Genomic DNA, 17,282 nt, shown 5'->3' with positions numbered 1-17,282 from the left:
TTGACAATATCTCTACTGCGCACATAGGGTTTATACTTTGAAATTAGAAATAGCTTGCCTTTACATCGTTGCAAGACGCATCTCGTGAAGTCAACACCTCTATATCGCGACTAACGAGCGGCAATTCCCAATTTAAGAAATACTCTGCTGCGGCAAGTTTCCCTTCGTAGAAGTCAACATCTTGATCGCCTGCACCATTACTTAACGCTTGCTCAGCAACGTTAGCTTGTCTCAGCCAAATCCAACTCACTACACAGCTTGAAAATATGTTTAAGAAGCAGCTTGCGTTAGTTAGCAACACAGACTGTTTGTCAGAGCGCAGGTCGGCAGCAGCTTGTTGGATAAGCCCGCCAAGTTGGTCTAAATAAGGTTTTAGCTTTGCTGCTATGACTTGTGCTCTTGGCGTTTCTGCGCGTTTCATATCGCTTGTTACTCGCGCGAGTAAAACTTGCAGACCTTTGCCGTCATGCTGCCATAGCTTTCTTCCCAATAGATCTAGCGCTTGAATGCCGTTAGTTCCCTCATGAATTGGGTTTAATCGGTTATCGCGCCAGCATTGTTCGACTGGGTATTCGCGGGTGTAGCCAGCGCCGCCTAAAATCTGAATTGCTAAATCGTTGGCTTTAGGGCCAAACTCTGACGGCCACGCCTTAAATACAGGCATTAATAGATCAAGAAGCTGAGAAATCTCAGTACGCTTCTCACTATTTTCTTCGGTCTCCATTTCATCAATCAACATGCTTCCGTACAAACAAAGAGACATTCCGCCTTCACAGTAAGCTTTCTGAGCTAACAGCATACGGCGAACATCGCCATGGTTGATAATTGGTGTTGCTTCATCTTCTGGTGCCAAGTTCGGTGCTGCGCGTCCTTGTGTGCGATCTTTAGCGTATTCCAATGAATAACGGTATCCACGATAACCTATCATGGCAGCACCATAGCCTACGCCAATACGCGCCTCGTTCATCATCATAAACATATAGCGCAAACCTTGATGTGGTTCGCCAATAAGATAGCCATGACAATCACCATTTTCACCAAAGGTAAGTGCAGTAGAAGTGGTACCTCGATAACCCATTTTATGAATAAGGCCCGCAAGGGTTACGTCGTTGCGTACATCTGGATTTCCATCAGCATCTAGGCGGTATTTAGGCACAGCAAATAACGAAATGCCTTTTACGCCGGCCGGCCCACCTGGAATTTTGGCCAGTACTAAATGTACGATGTTATCGGAAAGCTCGTGCTCTCCGCCTGAGATGTAAATTTTGCTACCTTTAATGCGGTACGTTCCATCGTCTTGTGGTCTTGCAGAAGTGCGTATATCAGCAAGTGACGACCCTGCATGAGGTTCGGTAAGCGCCATAGTACCGGTGAAATCACCTGCTAGCATTTTTGATAGAAATGCACTTTTGATTTCGTCAGAAGCAAAATGCTTTATTACATTAGCAGCCGCCGCTGTTAAAAATGGGTAAGCGGTGGAAGATGGGTTTGCTGCTAAGAAATAGCCCGCACAAGCGTTCATTATCGTAACGGGAAGCTGCATACCACCGTCTTCGAAATCGAAGTGACCCGCAATAAAACCTGATTCCCTGTACGTATCGAATGCGACTTTCACTTCGTCGATCATCGATACTTTGGTGCCATCAAACGTAGGCTCATTTTTGTCAGCCATAGCATTGTGAGGAAGAAACAGCTCTTCCGCCATTTTTTCCGCCATATCAATCACAGCATTAAAGGTTTCAACATTGTGTTCTTCAAAGCGTGTTTTTTCGCACAATGCTGCTGTGTTTAATACCTCGTGCAGCTGAAACTGCATTTCACGGCGGGGAATAAGTTGATCGGCCATGGTGTCCTGTCCTTTACGAATGTTTGTTAACACATTGTGTCATATTCGTTACCATGCCATCATTGTCATTAATGACACAATAATGGCCAATACCGCCAATAATAACTAAGCTTTATTTTCTTTTATAAATTGAATTACTTTTATGAATAACACTAAATTTACTGTCACCGTGCTCGGTTTCAATCAAGCCTTGGCATCTGCCATTACAGGGGCACTCGATGTATTTGCTTTTGCAGGTATAAGTTGGCAGCGAATTCATAACTTAACTACTAGCCCACAGTTTAAAGTGCAGCTTGCAAGTCACCACGGGCAATCAATTCTTTGCTCTAATCAAGTATTGCTGCAGCCGAATATTGCAATTGAGGATGTGTCTCACACCGACATTTTACTTATACCAACTATCGGTGGAGATATTGATGAAGTCTTAAATGAGGCTCTACCACTTTTGGTTCATATAAAACGTCTTCAGAAAATGGGAGCTGATATAGCGGCCAATTGCACAGGTAATTTTTTATTAGCACAGACTGGTTTACTTAATGACAAAATAGCCACTACTCACTGGGGCTATGCTGATAAGTTTAAAGCTATGTTTCCGAAGATAGATTTGCAGCCAGATAAAATGGTGACGGAAGACGAGGCAGTCTATTGCGCGGGCGGTGGCATGGCGTGGATTGATTTGTCAATTCTTTTAATAGAACGTTACTGTGGTCATCAGATAGCGAGTGATACGGCAAAATCCCATGTATTAGACGTATCTAGAACAAATCAAACAGTGTATGCGAGCAGTCGTCAACGACGATTTCATTCAGACAGAGACATAAAAGCGGTACAGTCCTTTCTCGAGAAAAACATGCAAAATAAATGTACGCTAAACGAACTAGCGCATCGACATAATATGACCGAGCGCACGCTTATTCGTCGCTTTAAAAATGCTTGCGACACTACACCCGGCCAGTATTTACAATCATTACGCATTGAGTATGCAAGAAAACTTTTGGAAACATCTAACATGCCGCTAGAACGCTTGATTAGTTCTGTAGGTTACGAAGACTTGAGTTCTTTCACCCGGTTATTTAAAAAAACTACTGGATTGTCGCCCTCCCAGTACCGCACCAAGTTCAAGCGACGTTAGTGTTTGTTGAGATTTACCAACGTGAGCGCACCAAGAAATATCTTTCCTTCCATTTTATTGTTCCATTACTGTGCACAAAGGCTACTCAAGCATATTCATTCTAACTAATATTGTGCGTTTTCATTGAAAAATACTTTCAATTGCACAAATTTGAAGTTTTTATGTCAAAGTTTGTGTAAAATACAGCGCCAAGCATGAATCGTTAATTTTTGTGCTAAAAACACTACAAAAGTATAATTTTAGAATCATCTTGGTGGAAACATGAGAACACACAAAATCGCCACACTAGCGTTAGCCGTTAGTGCTGCGTTCAGCTCTTCAGTTCTTGCTCAAGAGGCCGCATCGACAGAAAAAAAAGAAGCCTCACTTGAACAAATTACCGTTACTGCACAAAAGCGTACGCAATCAATTCAGGAAGTACCTATTTCTGTTGCGACATTAAGCGGTGAAAAATTCGAAAGCCTATTCTCAGGCGGTGAAGATATTCTTGCTCTAGCAGTGCGCGTTCCAGGCCTTTATGCCGAGTCTTCAAACGGTCGTGTTGCACCGCGTTTCTATATTCGTGGTTTAGGTAACACCGATTTCGACTTGGCAGCGTCACAGCCTGTTTCTATTATCATGGATGAAGTGGTGATGGAAAATGTAGTACTGAAAAGCTTCCCGCTTTTCGACGTACAGCAAGTTGAGGTACTTCGCGGCCCACAAGGCACACTATTTGGTCGTAACACCACAGCCGGTATTATTAAATTTGACACCGTTAAGCCTACACAAGATGTAGAAGGTTACGCAAAAGCTGGTTTCGGTTCATACGGTACTATGAATTTTGAAGGCGCCATTAGCGGCGGACTTACTGACGATCTTTCTGCGCGTTTATCATTACTATCGCAAGAGCGTGATGACTACATTGATAATGCCTTCACTGGCGAAAACGATGCAATCGGTGGCTACGACGAAAAAGCTTATCGCCTACAGCTTCTTTGGGAACCATCAGCTGACTTCTCTGCCCTACTAAACGTACACGGTCGTGAACTTGAAGGTACAGCGTCTATTTTCCGCGCCAATGTATTTACTAAAGGTAGCAACGAACTTAACGCTAATTACGATCGCGAAACTGTATACTACGATGGCGATCTACAAGGCGACGGTATTGATAACAACCCACAGGAATACGACGGTTTTGGTGCTTCACTTAAACTCGAGTATGACATGGATGAGGTTACATTCACGTCAATCTCAGCTATTGAAACTGCTGATGGTTCAAGCTTAGGTGATGTAGATGGTGGCTACTTCATCGATACTAATTCCGACGGTGTTGCTGAAGAGACAGGCCCTGGTTTTATTCCTTTTTCAGCGGTAACGCAAGATAACCTGAACGATCTAGAGCAATACACCCAAGAGTTTAGATTTGCTAGCAACACCACGGATGCCCTGAACTGGCAGCTAGGTGCTTTCTACTACGATGCATCGTTTAATGTTACCAGCATCGACGGCTACTATGGTGCAACCACAGTATTCCATGAAAACCAAACATGGGCAGTATTTGGCCAAACGTCTTACCAAGTAAATGAAAAACTTAACGTGACGGGTGGCATTCGCTACACGCATGACTCTAAGAGCCTAGTAGTTGGCGATCAAAACTTGAATGGTTTTGCATTGGTTACCGGTGATGCTCTAATTCAGGACTATGACGACATTGATGTAGACGACGGACAAACTAGCTTTGAACTAAGCGCAAACTATCGCGTTACTGATGATATGTCTGTTTTTGCTCGCTATGCTAACGGCTTCCGTGCTCAAACAATTCAAGGTCGTGACGTTGCATTTGAAGGCTCGCCTTCGGTTGCAGACGCTGAAACCATAAACTCATTCGAAGTGGGCATTAAGTCTGACTTGTTCGACGACTCATTACGTCTAAACGCTGCAGCATTCTATTACACAGTAGATGACATGCAGTTCTCAGCCATTGGTGGTGGCAACAACTTTACTGCGCTTGTAAACGCAGACAAAGGCGAAGCATACGGTTTTGAAGTAGACGCACAGTGGCTTGCTACTGATGAGCTTACCTTTACAGCGGGTTACAGCTACAACCACACTGAAATCAAAGATGATTCTTTGACTGTTTCACCATGTGGAACTAGTCCAGCCTTTGGTTCTACAGGCAACTGTACAGTAACAGATCCTCGCCCAGACGGCTTCGTGGCCTCTATCGATGGTAACCCATTCCCGCAGGCGCCAGAGTCTATCTTTAACTTCACAGCACGCTACACCATCCCGATGGGTGATGATGGCGAGTTCTTTGTATTTACTGATTGGGCGTTCCAAGGTGAAACGAATATCTTCCTATACGAAGCTGTTGAGTTTACTACCGACGATAACTTTGAAGGCGGTCTACGTATTGGTTACGAGAACTTTGCGCACAATTACACTGTAGCGCTATTTGGTCGTAACATTACTGACGAAGACAACGTTAAAGGTGCAATCGACTTCAACAACCTTACTGGTATCGTAAATGAGCCGCGCGTTTGGGGTGTTGAGTTCAAGTACACTTACTATTAAGCAAAGATAAGTAGCTACTTTATTTACAGTAGCTACGTTAATTATGAAAAGCGGTGACGTTAAAAAACGGCACCGCTTTTTTTATGTCTTTTATGCCGCCATGTGAACGTCGCAAGTTGGCACTTGCACTAACTGCTGTAGTTTTCTGCACACCTGCACCCAGCGCGCGACTTTTTGATAGTAGACTTGCTCTATTAGTTTCCCTTTTTCATCAAACAGAAAACTCGCTAACTTCCCTTTATTACCCGGCATATAAAAATGGTGCACGGTAAATTGCTTTGATAAAGGGGCGTGTGCCACTTTTTGATACATACAAAAAGGCAGTGCGTTTGCGCGCTCATCGCCACCGGTAAGGCGAGTGCGGCGTTGAAACGTGTCTGCACCTAAATCAGCCATAATGCCGTGTTTTAAAATAAGTTGATCAACCGCTTTAATGCCTGTTTGCATAATTTTCTCCTAAAGGTTGTGCAAAGAAGTACAACCGAATAAGACTCATAATAAACCATACTGATATTTATACAGTACATGGTCATTTGTTTAAAATGCAAACAAAAAAGCCGCTTTTTACAGCGGCTTGTTTTCATTGGAAATAATAAGAGGTTAATTAAGAGCGGATTCTAAAAACGCCCACTGGTCGGCATACCCCTCAATTCGCATCCACGTAGGCGTACCTGCACCGTGACCCGCGCGGGTTTCTACACGAAGCAGTACTGGGTTATCACACCCTTGATTTGCCTGTAATTGCGCTGCGAACTTATAGCTATGCCACGGTACTACTCGGTCATCGTGATCACCTGTAGTTACCAATGTGGCCGGATAACAAGTGCCAGGTTGAGTATTGTGAAGTGGCGAATAAGCATAAAGCGCATCAAACTCGTCTTTGTTTTCACTTAGGCCGTAATCGGAAGACCAAGCTCGGGCGTTAGCACTTGGCGTGTGGTAGCGAAGCATATCTAACACGCCCACTGCAGGTAGTGCTGCAGAGAAGAGATCAGGTCGCTGGGTAAGTGTCGCACCTACGAGTAAGCCGCCATTTGAGCCACCTTGAATTCCCATTTTGTCTGGTTTGGTATAGCCACTTTCAACTAAATACTCACCTGCCGCAATAAAGTCATCAAAAACGTTTTGCTTGTTAAGTTTAGTGCCAGCCTTGTGCCACTGCTGCCCATATTCACCACCGCCTCGTAAGTTTGCGATGGCCAGCACATTACCTTGCTCTACCCATACCATGCGTGACACTGAATATCGTGGAAGCAATGAAATATTAAAACCACCATAACCGTACAATAGGGTTTTATTGTTTCCGTCTAGCTTCAAGCCTTTCTTGTGCACAATAAACATGGGAACTTTAGTGCCATCTTTACTGGTGTAAAACACCTGCTTGGTTTCATAGTTATCGTAGTTAATTCCCGTGTCGATAGTTTTGAACAACGATGACTCACCACTTTCTACATTGTAGGCATACACCTGACCCGGGTTAGTAAACCCCGTAAGTTTATAGAAAGTTGTATCTGCATTTTTACCGCCGTAAAAGCCGCTCACGCTACCGATATTGGAAAACGCAATTTCATCTACTTTTTTGCCACTTAAATCAAAGACACTGACTTGCCCTTTTACGTCTTTTAGATACTGAGCAAAAAGCTTTTCACCTAAAAGTGAAACACTAGACAAGGTATCTGGGGTACTTTCAATCACGGTATCTGTAGCTTTAACACCACCATCAAAGTTCACCTTGATGACCTTTCCTGTTGGCGCATTTGCAGTAGATTTAAAAAATAGCGAATCTTTGTGTTCGCCGACTAAATCGTAACGCCCATCCCATTTATCGAAAACGGGAACGAGCTCACTGTTTTCTTTTTCAAGGGATTTAGCGTAGACACCGTTAGCCTGGTACCCCTCGAAAACAGATATAAGCAAAGTATTTCCGTCTTGCACAACTGATGGGTATGGGTTCCAACTGGGTTTATTGTCAAATGCAAAGACCTTTTTATCTACACTTTGCTCTGTACCTATAGCGTGAAAATAGATAGATACAGTTTGGCTATCATCGTATTTACCCGCCTCATTTTGTGGGTAACGAGAATAGAAAAAACCACTTTCATCAGGAAGCCATGCGATATTTGAAAACTTAATGCCTTCAATGGTATCGGTTAAGTCTGTTTTACTGCTGGTGTTACGAATTTGAATGGTTTTCCAGTCAGTTCCGCCATCTGACAGCATGTAAGCAAGATAAGACGCTTTAGGGCTAAGTTCAGTCGACGCCATTGACACTGTGCCGTCATCGCTCAATGTATTCGGATCGATAAGTACTTCAGGTTCACCGCTCACGCCGTCGGCCATATAGAGCACATATTGATTTTGCAAACCGTTGTTATAAGAATAAAACAGCTTTCCATTTACCATATAGGGAGTTGAGTACTTCTCGTAATCCCACAACGCGGTTAGACGTTCTTTGTATAGCTCTCTAGACGGTAATTTCGCTAAATAAGGACGTGCAAGCGTGTTTTGCGACTCAACCCAAGCCTTAACTTCTTCGCTCTTTTCATCTTCTAGCCAACGGTAAGGGTCGCTAACCATAGTGCCGTGGTAGTTGTCTTGTTGTGCGACGGTTTTAGTTGCTGGGTAACTAGACAATTTCGGCATGGTCACGCTTTCAGTTTCACTTTTGACTGAACTAGCAATCTCGCTTGGCGAGTTTGTACACGCCAATATTAAGCCAGCCGACGCCGCTATCACAGAAGCGTATATTGGGTTTTTCTTCATTTTTTATTCCTTAAAAAGAAAAATGCCGGTTTTATCCGGCATTTTCTATTTAGTTTTCTGTCGTGATTTGTGCCTGCCTTCTACCTTTAAATACATTCTTAAGGTCGTTAAGAATAAGATAAAGCGCAGGAACGAGTAGCAAGGTAATCACCGTAGCAAACAAGATTCCAAAGGCTAACGAAATTGCCATTGGGATCACAACTTGAGCTTGTAAACTGCGTTCAAATACAATTGGCATTAGGCCCATAAATGTTGTTAAAGAAGTTAGGATAATCGCTCTAAAACGCTGTGTACCTGCGCTAATAGCTGCATCCATAAGCGACATACCTTCTTTGCGCGCACGATTTACAAAGTCCACCATGATCAAACTGTCATTAACCACTACGCCTGACAATGCAATTATACCGCAAACGGAAAGAACGCTGACCGCCATGCCCAGCACCAAGTGGCCAATTATAGCTCCTACTATACCAAAAGGAATAACCGACATTATGATCAAAGGCTGGCTGTAAGATTTAAGCGGAATCGCTAACAATGTATAAATAGCGAATAACGCAAACAGTAATCCTTGCATTAGGCTAAACATTGCGTCCGCTTGTTCTTTTGAATTACCTTGCAGTTGGAAGTCTACTTTCGGGTATCGGGCCAACAGGTCTGGCATAAGATTTTCAATCACATCATTTGTCACTTCTGATGGGTCGAGTAACGCCTTATCAACCACACCTGTAACAGTAACAGAACGTTTTCCATCTACTCGAATGATTGAGTCAAAGCCCTGGCCAACAGTAAAGGTAGCAACTTGCTCAAACGGTATCTCTTGGCCATTAGGTGCGCGAATTCGCATGTTCTCTAAATGTTCAATAGAGCTACGTTGCGCTTTCGGATAACGCACCATAACCTTAATTTCTTCATCGTCTCGTTGGATACGCTGCACTTCTGCACCGTAGAAACCAAAGCGAACTTGTTGCCCCAAGTCTCTAAGAGAAATGCCCAACGCATCGGCCTGGGGCTTCAGCGCTAGCTGTATTTCTTCACTACCGCCCGAAAATGTATCGTTGATATCCGTTACCCCTTCGTACTGATCTAAGGCTCCTTTAATCTCGTTACTAATAGCCCGTAGCGCTTTAATATCGCTTGAGCTAAACTCAAAGCTAAGGTCTGAGCCGCCACCAGGGCCGCCTGGGGAGCTGATATTAAATGATTTCACCCCAGGAATTTCTGGTAGCTCTTGACGCCACATATCCTGAATCTCAAAGTCAGTTAACGTTCGGGTTTCGCCCTTCGTAAGCTCAGCAAAAATTTCGCCGCCTAGGTTGCCATTATCAAATGCAATGGCGTGTTTAATAACATTTTCCCCCGACTCATCTGAGACCTTATTGTCCATACGGCGCATGGCTTCACGAAGAGTAGTCAGTACATTGTCACGCTGTTCCAGTGACGAGCCTGGCTCCAGCTCGAAACTGGCAACCATAAAGTCGCTAGGAATATTTGGAAAAAATACAAAACGTACGATCCCGCCACCAAATAACCCAATTGTAAGGATAAGCATGGCCAAAAACACAGCCACCGTTGTATAGCGATTGCGTATTGCTTTTGCTAAAAACGGCGCGTACTTGTTGTTGACAAATGTTTTTATGCCTTCACTGAAGAAGTCTCGGAACTTTTGCAGTGCGTTAGCCTTTTCTGGATCATAAGGCTTAAGCTTCATGTGCACTAAGTGGGCCGGTAGTATGAGCTTTGATTCAATAAGCGAGAAAATAAGACAAACAATAACCACCATACCGATGGTCTTCCAAATAATACCGAAAGGTCCAGACACCATTAACATGGGGGTGAATGCAGCGATTGTGGTAAGTACACCAAATGTTGCAGGCATGGCGACCTTTTTAACACCAGCAATAACGTTATCTGTGCTATGGCCCTTTTTATCTATTTCAGAATACGCTGACTCGCCCATAATGATGGCATCATCGACCACAATCCCTAAAACAAGGATAAAGGCAAACAAACTGAGCATATTAATAGACACACCAACTACATCTAACGGCATGACGAATAAAGTGCCAAGGAAACACACCGGTAACCCGACTATAACCCAAAACGCGAGTTTTATTTTTAAGAAAAGCGACAGTACCAAAAATACAAGTAGCGCACCGAAAAACATGTTTTCAAGCATCATGTTAAGGCGATCGGCTAGGTAAAATGAGCTATCGCCCCAGGTGTCAGCGGTAATATGACCGGGAAATTCTGACTTTTGGCTATCGATGTAGTTATTTACCTGCTCTGAAATTTCTAATGCATTCTGATCGCCAACGGCTTGAACCCTTAAGCTAACGGCTGGCTTTCCATCGAATAAAGCGTATTGATTGTTTTCGATAAAGCCGTCATTAATATACGCAACATCGCCTAAGCTTACTCGCGTGCCGTTCGAATTAGTGACCAATACAATTTGGGAGAAATCCCAACCGGTATAAGCCTGGCCTTTTGTTCTAAGCAGAATATCGCCGTTTTCTGTGCGGATTGAGCCACCGGGCAAATCTACGCTAGACTGACTTAAACGCGCTACAACATCAGCAAACGTAAGGTTATACTTTTGCAAATCGACTTCAGAAAGCTCTATGGATACTTCGTAGTCGCGTGCGCCTACCACCTGAACGCTCGAAATTCCTGATAAATTGGCAATGTCATCCCGTAAATTTTTGGCAAATTCTTTTAATTCTCGCTCAGATGCATCACCGTAAACTGAAATCCATATCACATCTTGTTGAATTTTTTGTCTATAAATAACGGGCTTTTCAGTGTCGGCAGGAAAACTCGGAATAGCGTCAACCTGGACTTTTACTTCATCAAGCAGCGACTGGACATCATAGTCCTCTTCTACTTGAATACTTACCGTCCCCATACCCTCTACGGCGGTAGAGTTAAGCTGTTTAATCCCCTCTAAATCTTTGATCGCCTCCTCTATTTTAAGCAGCACACCCTCTTCAACTTCTTGGGGAGCAGCGCCTAGGTACGGTACACGAACGCTTATAACGTCTATTTCAAAGCTTGGAAATACTTGTTTTTGTATACTGAATGCACTGAACAAACCGCCAACCACAAGCAAAACCATAAGTAAGTTTGCGGCTACATTGTTACGTGCAAACCAGGCAATTAAGCCTTTATTGGTATCGATGCGACTCATTAGTTGTCACCTTCCGATGATTCGCTTTCCACGCTATCTGTACTATCAGTAGTGTCTGCTTCAGCAGTGTCAGCAAGTACAGGCTCGTCTCCTGGCAAACGCACTTTCATGCCGTTATAAGGGTTAGGCACTGCGCTGGTCACCACTAAGCTTCCTTCATTGATACCTGAGCGAATAAACACATCTTTCGCCGTTGTACGGGCTACTTCAACAGGCTTTATTTCAATTTCGCGATTATCGTTAACAGTTAGTACAGTATTATCTAGACGCAGAATACTACGCGGTAATACCAAAAGTTCTTCGTTTTGACGTGAGGTAATTTCCGCTTCAACGAATTGCCCAAAACGTAAGGGAGCATTGTATGAAGACTGTAGGTTGTATGGATCTTTCACCTCGACTATGGCATACACAACTCGGCTTCCTGTATCCAGAATACCTTCTGAACGAACTAACTTCCCTTCCCAAGTACGTTTAAGTCCGCCAACAGATGCGGTTAGTAATACGGGTGCCCCCTCATTAGACTGCCCAGCGATATTTATAAACATTAGGTCTTTGTCAGTAATCGGTAGCCTAACTTCAGCAGTATCGGTGGAATAAACGGTACCAAGTACTGACCCCATCGCCACATACTGACCAAGGTCTATATTTCGTTCAACTACAATGCCATTATACGGTGCTGTAATTTGCGTTCTGGCTAGGTTTCGTTTGGCGCGTTCATAATTGGCTTCTGCCGCTTTAACATTAGCCTGCTCTTTCGCTAGTTGAGGCTTCCTTAAGCCTAATTCCGGCGGCGCTACGTTTCTTACCGAGCGCCATTCTTGCTCAGCCACTTTGCCGCGAGCAATTTCTTCTTGAAGCGCTGCCTGAGCTTGGGCTAACTCAGCCTCTGCAAGTTTGAGATCAGTGCGATAATCATCTTGTTCTAGAGTGGCCAGCACATCACCTTTCTTAAAGGTGCCACCTGCAATAAATACATCGGATAAGCTCACCACTTGACCATTAACCTGTGCACTTAATGCGGTTTTATTTCGTGGAACCACGTTGCCTTGAGATTTAACAATGAAACTTACGGGTTCTGCGAATACTTCTTTAGCGTCCACTAGGAAAGCGGGAATTTCTACGGGAACTTGCTCTGGCGGCTTACGTGACTTGATCATGACGGTGGCCGCAATAAAAGCGACCAACAGTATGATTAATGGAATACCACTTTTCATCAACATGGAATTTTTCATTTACTATCCCTAGGAACGAAGGCAACCCGTGTGAATGATGTCGACACAGTAGTGTACTGCGCTTATCACTTACCCCGTGATAACCCACTAAATTCTATTATTATTGTTTCAACACTAGTGTACTGACTTTATGTTTTATATGCCCAATTAAGATTGTTAAATTTTGTGTCTATTTTTTAGTTTTTTAACATGGGCGCAGATATCAGCACGCCTAATATAAAAAATTATTAAAAGAATACAAAGTAAGATTGATAATTATCAGCTTTTCGTTGATTATTTAATCACTCATTGGTTATGAGTTAACCGAGGGTTGTTATTTTAGCTTGGTCTTCAATGCGAAGTAGCCTCGGGAATGATTTCGCTACGTTGAAGGGAAAACACATTATGAGTCTTAAGAAAAAATACCTTAAATCAAAACCTCTGTGCAAAGTGACATTTCGACTAAATGCGGAAGCGGCAAAAGACGCTAAAGAAGCTGCGCTTTGTGGGGATTTCACTGATTGGAAAACACAGCCATTAACAATGAAAAAACTAAAAAGCGGTGACTTTACGTTAACCGTGGACCTAGAGAAAGATCACGAATATCAATTTCGGTACCTTATTGATGGCGAAAAATGGGAAAACGACTGGGAAGCCGACGCTTATATTCCCTCTCCCGTGAGCATTGACGAAAATTCTGTCGTGCGCGTTTAGTTCATCGCTCTCTATTGCGGCAATACCAGCAAGTATCGCGAGCACTTATAACTAAACCCTACAAAAAAGGCTGCAAAACTGCAGCCTTTGTCTTATCTAGCTTTAAAGTGCTAATTAAAGAGAGCCTTCCAATTCTGGAAGTACTTCAAACAAGTCACCCACTAAACCATAGTCAGCAACCTGAAAAATTGGCGCTTCTTCATCTTTGTTGATAGCAACAATAACTTTTGAGTCTTTCATACCAGCAAGATGCTGGATAGCGCCCGAAATGCCTACAGCGATATAAAGCTGAGGCGCAACAATCTTACCTGTTTGGCCTACCTGCATATCGTTAGGAACGAAGCCTGCATCTACCGCGGCGCGCGAAGCACCAATAGCTGCACCTAGCTTGTCGGCGATACCTTCGAGAAGCTTGAAGTTGTCACCGTTTTGCATACCGCGGCCACCTGAAATCACAACCTCAGCTGCGGTTAACTCAGGACGCTCAGATTCTGTCAGCTCGGCTGAAACAAAGTCAGACTTTTCGCTGCCTTTTACCACATCAATTGCGGCTACTTCTGCGCTACCGTCTGTAGAGGCTGCATCGAAAGAAGCTGCACGCACCGTTATCACCTTTTTAACGTCAGATGATTGAACAGTTGCAATGGCATTACCCGCATAGATTGGACGAACAAAAGTATCTTCACTCTCTACGCCGATGATGTCTGAGATTTGCGCTACATCCAATAATGCCGCCACGCGAGGCATAAAGTTTTTGCCTGTTGTTGTTGCCGCCGCAACAACATGACTATAATCGCCAGCAAGTTCTAAAACCAAGTCAGCCGTATTCTCAGCAAGCTGATGCTTGTATGCCGAGTTGTCGGCAACAAGTACTTTTGCAACGCCGTCAATTTGCGATGCAGCTTCAGCAACTGTTTGGCAATCTTCACCCGCTACTAATACATGGATATCGCCACCCATTTTTTGCGCGGCGTTAACAAGCTTGTGCGTTTCCGTCTTTAAGCTTGCATTGTCGTGTTCTGCATATACGAGTACGCTCATGAGATCACCTTTGCTTCATTCTTTAACTTGTCTACCAACTCAGCAACGTCTGCTACTTTAATGCCACCCTCACGCTGAGGCGGAGGCGTAACTTTCAGTACCTTAACGTTTGATTGAAGTGCAACACCAAAATCTGCTGCAGCTTTAACATCAAGAGGCTTGCGTTTTGCTTTCATAATGTTTGGAAGCGATGCGTAACGCGGCTCATTTAAACGAAGATCTGTCGTTACAACAGCTGGAAGCGAAAGCGCAACCGTTTGAAGGCCACCGTCGATTTCACGTGTTACATTCACTTTCTCGCCATCAACAACAACTTCTGAAGCGAAGGTACCTTGAGGCATACCAGTTAGTGCTGCTAGCATCTGTCCAGTTTGGTTGTTGTCAGAATCAATGCTCTGCTTACCAAGAATGACAAGTTGAGGCTGTTCTTCTTCAACCACTTTAGCTAAAAGCTTTGCCACTTGAAGTGAATCAAGATTTTGGTCGGTATCAATTTGAATACCACGGTCAGCACCTAGGGCTAGTGCTGTTCGTATTTGTTCTTGGCAGCTTTTGTCACCAACTGAAACAACAACGATTTCAGTGGCCACGCCTTTTTCTTTTAACCGAACGGCTTCTTCAACAGCAATTTCGCAAAAAGGATTAATAGCCATTTTTGCGTTAGTAAGATCTACGCCTGATTCATCAGCCTTCACTCTTACCTTAACGTTGTAGTCGATCGCGCGTTTGACCGGTACGAGTATTTTCATATTTACCTCAATTGTTGAGTTCGTCGGTGCTAATTACGTTTCATTAATAATTAACTATTAATAATTAAAAACGTATTACTTCACCACGCTTTTTGAAACTTTAACAATGCTTCTACGTTAAAAAAGAATCTGTGGAACGTACGTTTTATAAAGGCTAGCCTTAAAACGACGTTAACACCACGTTTACGAGCAGGTATAATACTCTGCCAGTTAACGTTAACGTAAACTGCTTTGCAATGTACTTACTGTTGACGTAAACGTCAACCTGCATTACCTTGCAAAACGACAATTAATTTACATGTTTTTGACACAAAGCATTATTTGTTTCATCAATAGTGCACTATAAAAATACAAACATAAGGAGCCTCCCGTGGAACGAGAATCGATGGAGTTTGACGTAGTCATCGTCGGTGCCGGCCCAGCTGGATTATCAACTGCTTGTAAGCTTATGCAGCTTGCGAATGAAAAAGACCAAGAACTTATGGTTTGTGTGGTCGAAAAGGGCTCCGAGGTAGGTGCACATATTCTCTCAGGCGCGGTATTTGAGCCCCGTTCGCTAAACGAACTATTTCCCGATTGGAAGGAAAAAGGCGCGCCACTTAACACGCCGGTAACCGAAGACCACATCTATTTGCTTAATGATGAATCTTCAGCGAAGAAGTTACCCAACGGCATTACACCCAAAACTATGCACAACGACGGTAACTACATTGTGTCTATGGGTAACGTGAGCCGTTGGCTAGCAGAACAGGCCGAGCAGCTAGGCGTTGAAGTATTCCCAGGCTTCGCTGCTTCTGAGGTTATTTATAATGAAGACGGCAGCGTTGGCGGCGTGCTTACGGGCGACATGGGTATTGGTGAGAACGGTGAGCCCAAAGACGGCTACATGCCAGGTATGGAATTGCGTGCTAAATACACCGTATTTGCAGAAGGCTGTCGTGGTCATTTAGGTAAAGAGCTCATTTCTCACTTTAAACTAGATGAAGACAGCTCACCTCAGCATTACGCTATTGGCTTTAAAGAGATTTGGGATATCGACCCAGCGAAGCACCAGCCTGGCTTAGTAGTACACAGTGCAGGTTGGCCACTCGATGATGCCACAGGCGGTAGCTATTTATATCATGCTGAAGACAATCAAGTATTTGTAGGCTTAATTGTCGACCTAAACTACGACAACCCTTACTTAAGCCCGTTTGACGAATTCCAACGCTTAAAACACCACCCTGTTTTCAAACAGTATCTTGAAGGCGGGAAACGCGTATCTTATGGCGCACGAGCTATTGCCAAAGGCGGGTTTAACTCTTTACCTAAAATGACCTTCCCAGGTGGCTTATTGGTAGGTTGTGAAGCAGGCACCCTAAACTTTGCCAAAATTAAGGGTAACCACACAGCAATGAAGTCAGGCATGCTCGCTGCCGAGAGTATTTTCGAGGCCCTATCGGAAAACGCGGAAGCACCCACAAAAGAGCTAACTAGCTTTACAGATAAATTCAAATCGTCTTGGTTGTACGATGAGCTATTCCGCTCTCGTAACTTCGGCCCTGCTATTCATAAGCTAGGTAATTTCTGGGGCGGTGCTTTTAATACGTTAGAACAAAATTTCTTTAACGGTAATTTGTTTTTCACTATGAAAGACGAACATAAAGATTACGCGCAGCTTGAAGAAGCGAAAAATGCCACAGAGATTTCATATCCAAAGCCTGATGGTGTACTTAGTTTTGATAAACTATCTTCAGTGTTTTTATCTAATACAAACCATGAAGAAGATCAGCCGTGTCATTTAAAATTAAAAGACCCTTCTATTCCTTTACAGGTTAATTTGCCAAAATTTGCAGAACCCGCACAGCGCTATTGCCCAGCTGGCGTTTATGAAGTAATTGAAGAAGAAGGTGAAAAACGCTTCCAAATTAATGCACAAAACTGTGTTCACTGTAAAACTTGCGACATTAAAGATCCTAGCCAAAATATTAAGTGGGTTGTACCAGAAGGTGCTGGAGGCCCAAATTACCCAAATATGTAAATTAATGCATCATTTGGTTATTTAACTGATATTTTTTAAAAGCGAGCTTAGCTCGCTTTTTTTTTG

The 17,282-nt window shown here is 43.5% G+C and carries 11 protein-coding genes; 4 read left to right on the top strand and 7 right to left on the bottom strand.

Annotation, left to right across the window (positions count from 1 at the left end; genetic code table 11):
* Positions 1-43: 43 nt before the first annotated feature.
* A complete protein-coding gene (locus KL866_RS14125) occupies positions 44-1,846 on the bottom strand; it encodes an acyl-CoA dehydrogenase (RefSeq protein WP_025255448.1) in 1,803 nt (600 codons plus the stop codon).
* Positions 1,847-1,988: 142 nt separating this feature from the next.
* Between KL866_RS14125 and KL866_RS14120 the strand changes: the two genes are divergently transcribed.
* Together KL866_RS14120 and KL866_RS14115 are read left to right on the top strand one after the other, a co-directional pair.
* Positions 1,989-2,978, top strand: a complete 990-nt coding sequence (locus tag KL866_RS14120) for a GlxA family transcriptional regulator (RefSeq protein WP_214995591.1) — start codon at positions 1,989-1,991, stop codon at positions 2,976-2,978.
* Between the two features lie 261 nt (positions 2,979-3,239).
* Positions 3,240-5,534 carry a TonB-dependent receptor gene (locus KL866_RS14115; protein WP_214995589.1) on the top strand — a complete coding sequence of 765 codons (2,295 nt, stop codon included), beginning with the start codon at positions 3,240-3,242 and terminating at the stop codon, positions 5,532-5,534.
* Between the two features lie 90 nt (positions 5,535-5,624).
* On the opposite strand, the gene KL866_RS14110 is transcribed toward KL866_RS14115, so the two are convergent.
* The 4 genes from KL866_RS14110 to KL866_RS14095 form a co-directional block, all read right to left on the bottom strand.
* A complete protein-coding gene (locus KL866_RS14110) occupies positions 5,625-5,981 on the bottom strand; it encodes a hypothetical protein (RefSeq protein WP_214995586.1) in 357 nt (118 codons plus the stop codon).
* Positions 5,982-6,134: 153 nt separating this feature from the next.
* The gene (locus KL866_RS14105; protein ID WP_025255452.1) at positions 6,135-8,297 is read right to left on the bottom strand and encodes a prolyl oligopeptidase family protein; all 2,163 of its coding nucleotides are present in this window, start codon (positions 8,295-8,297) and stop codon (positions 6,135-6,137) included.
* A 49-nt stretch (positions 8,298-8,346) separates the two neighbouring features.
* Positions 8,347-11,481 (bottom strand): efflux RND transporter permease subunit, encoded by a 3,135-nt coding sequence (locus KL866_RS14100; protein ID WP_025255453.1) that lies wholly within the window; start codon positions 11,479-11,481, stop codon positions 8,347-8,349.
* Complete coding sequence (locus KL866_RS14095) at positions 11,481-12,713, bottom strand: efflux RND transporter periplasmic adaptor subunit (protein ID WP_025255454.1); 1,233 nt, start codon at positions 12,711-12,713, stop codon at positions 11,481-11,483. Before KL866_RS14095 ends, KL866_RS14100 begins: the two co-directional genes overlap by 1 nt.
* A 384-nt stretch (positions 12,714-13,097) precedes the next feature.
* Between KL866_RS14095 and KL866_RS14090 the strand changes: the two genes are divergently transcribed.
* Positions 13,098-13,406: an isoamylase early set domain-containing protein gene (locus KL866_RS14090; RefSeq protein ID WP_025255455.1), complete on the top strand. Its 309-nt coding sequence runs from the start codon at positions 13,098-13,100 to the stop codon at positions 13,404-13,406.
* Positions 13,407-13,520: 114 nt separating this feature from the next.
* Here KL866_RS14090 and KL866_RS14085 read toward each other — a convergent pair whose 3' ends face one another.
* Both KL866_RS14085 and KL866_RS14080 read right to left on the bottom strand, forming a co-directional pair.
* Positions 13,521-14,447 (bottom strand): electron transfer flavoprotein subunit alpha/FixB family protein, encoded by a 927-nt coding sequence (locus KL866_RS14085; protein ID WP_025255456.1) that lies wholly within the window; start codon positions 14,445-14,447, stop codon positions 13,521-13,523.
* The gene (locus tag KL866_RS14080) at positions 14,444-15,196 is read right to left on the bottom strand and encodes an electron transfer flavoprotein subunit beta/FixA family protein (protein WP_025255457.1); all 753 of its coding nucleotides are present in this window, start codon (positions 15,194-15,196) and stop codon (positions 14,444-14,446) included. Before KL866_RS14080 ends, KL866_RS14085 begins: the two co-directional genes overlap by 4 nt.
* Before the next feature lie 370 nt (positions 15,197-15,566).
* Between KL866_RS14080 and KL866_RS14075 the strand changes: the two genes are divergently transcribed.
* Positions 15,567-17,216: an electron transfer flavoprotein-ubiquinone oxidoreductase gene (locus KL866_RS14075; RefSeq protein WP_025255458.1), complete on the top strand. Its 1,650-nt coding sequence runs from the start codon at positions 15,567-15,569 to the stop codon at positions 17,214-17,216.
* Positions 17,217-17,282: the final 66 nt, after the last annotated feature.

Source organism: Alteromonas sp. ALT199, from assembly GCF_018619335.1.
GTDB lineage: Bacteria > Pseudomonadota > Gammaproteobacteria > Enterobacterales > Alteromonadaceae > Alteromonas.
The sequence above is the reverse complement of the archived record's forward strand: the minus strand, read 5'-3'. Positions and strand labels throughout refer to the sequence as shown.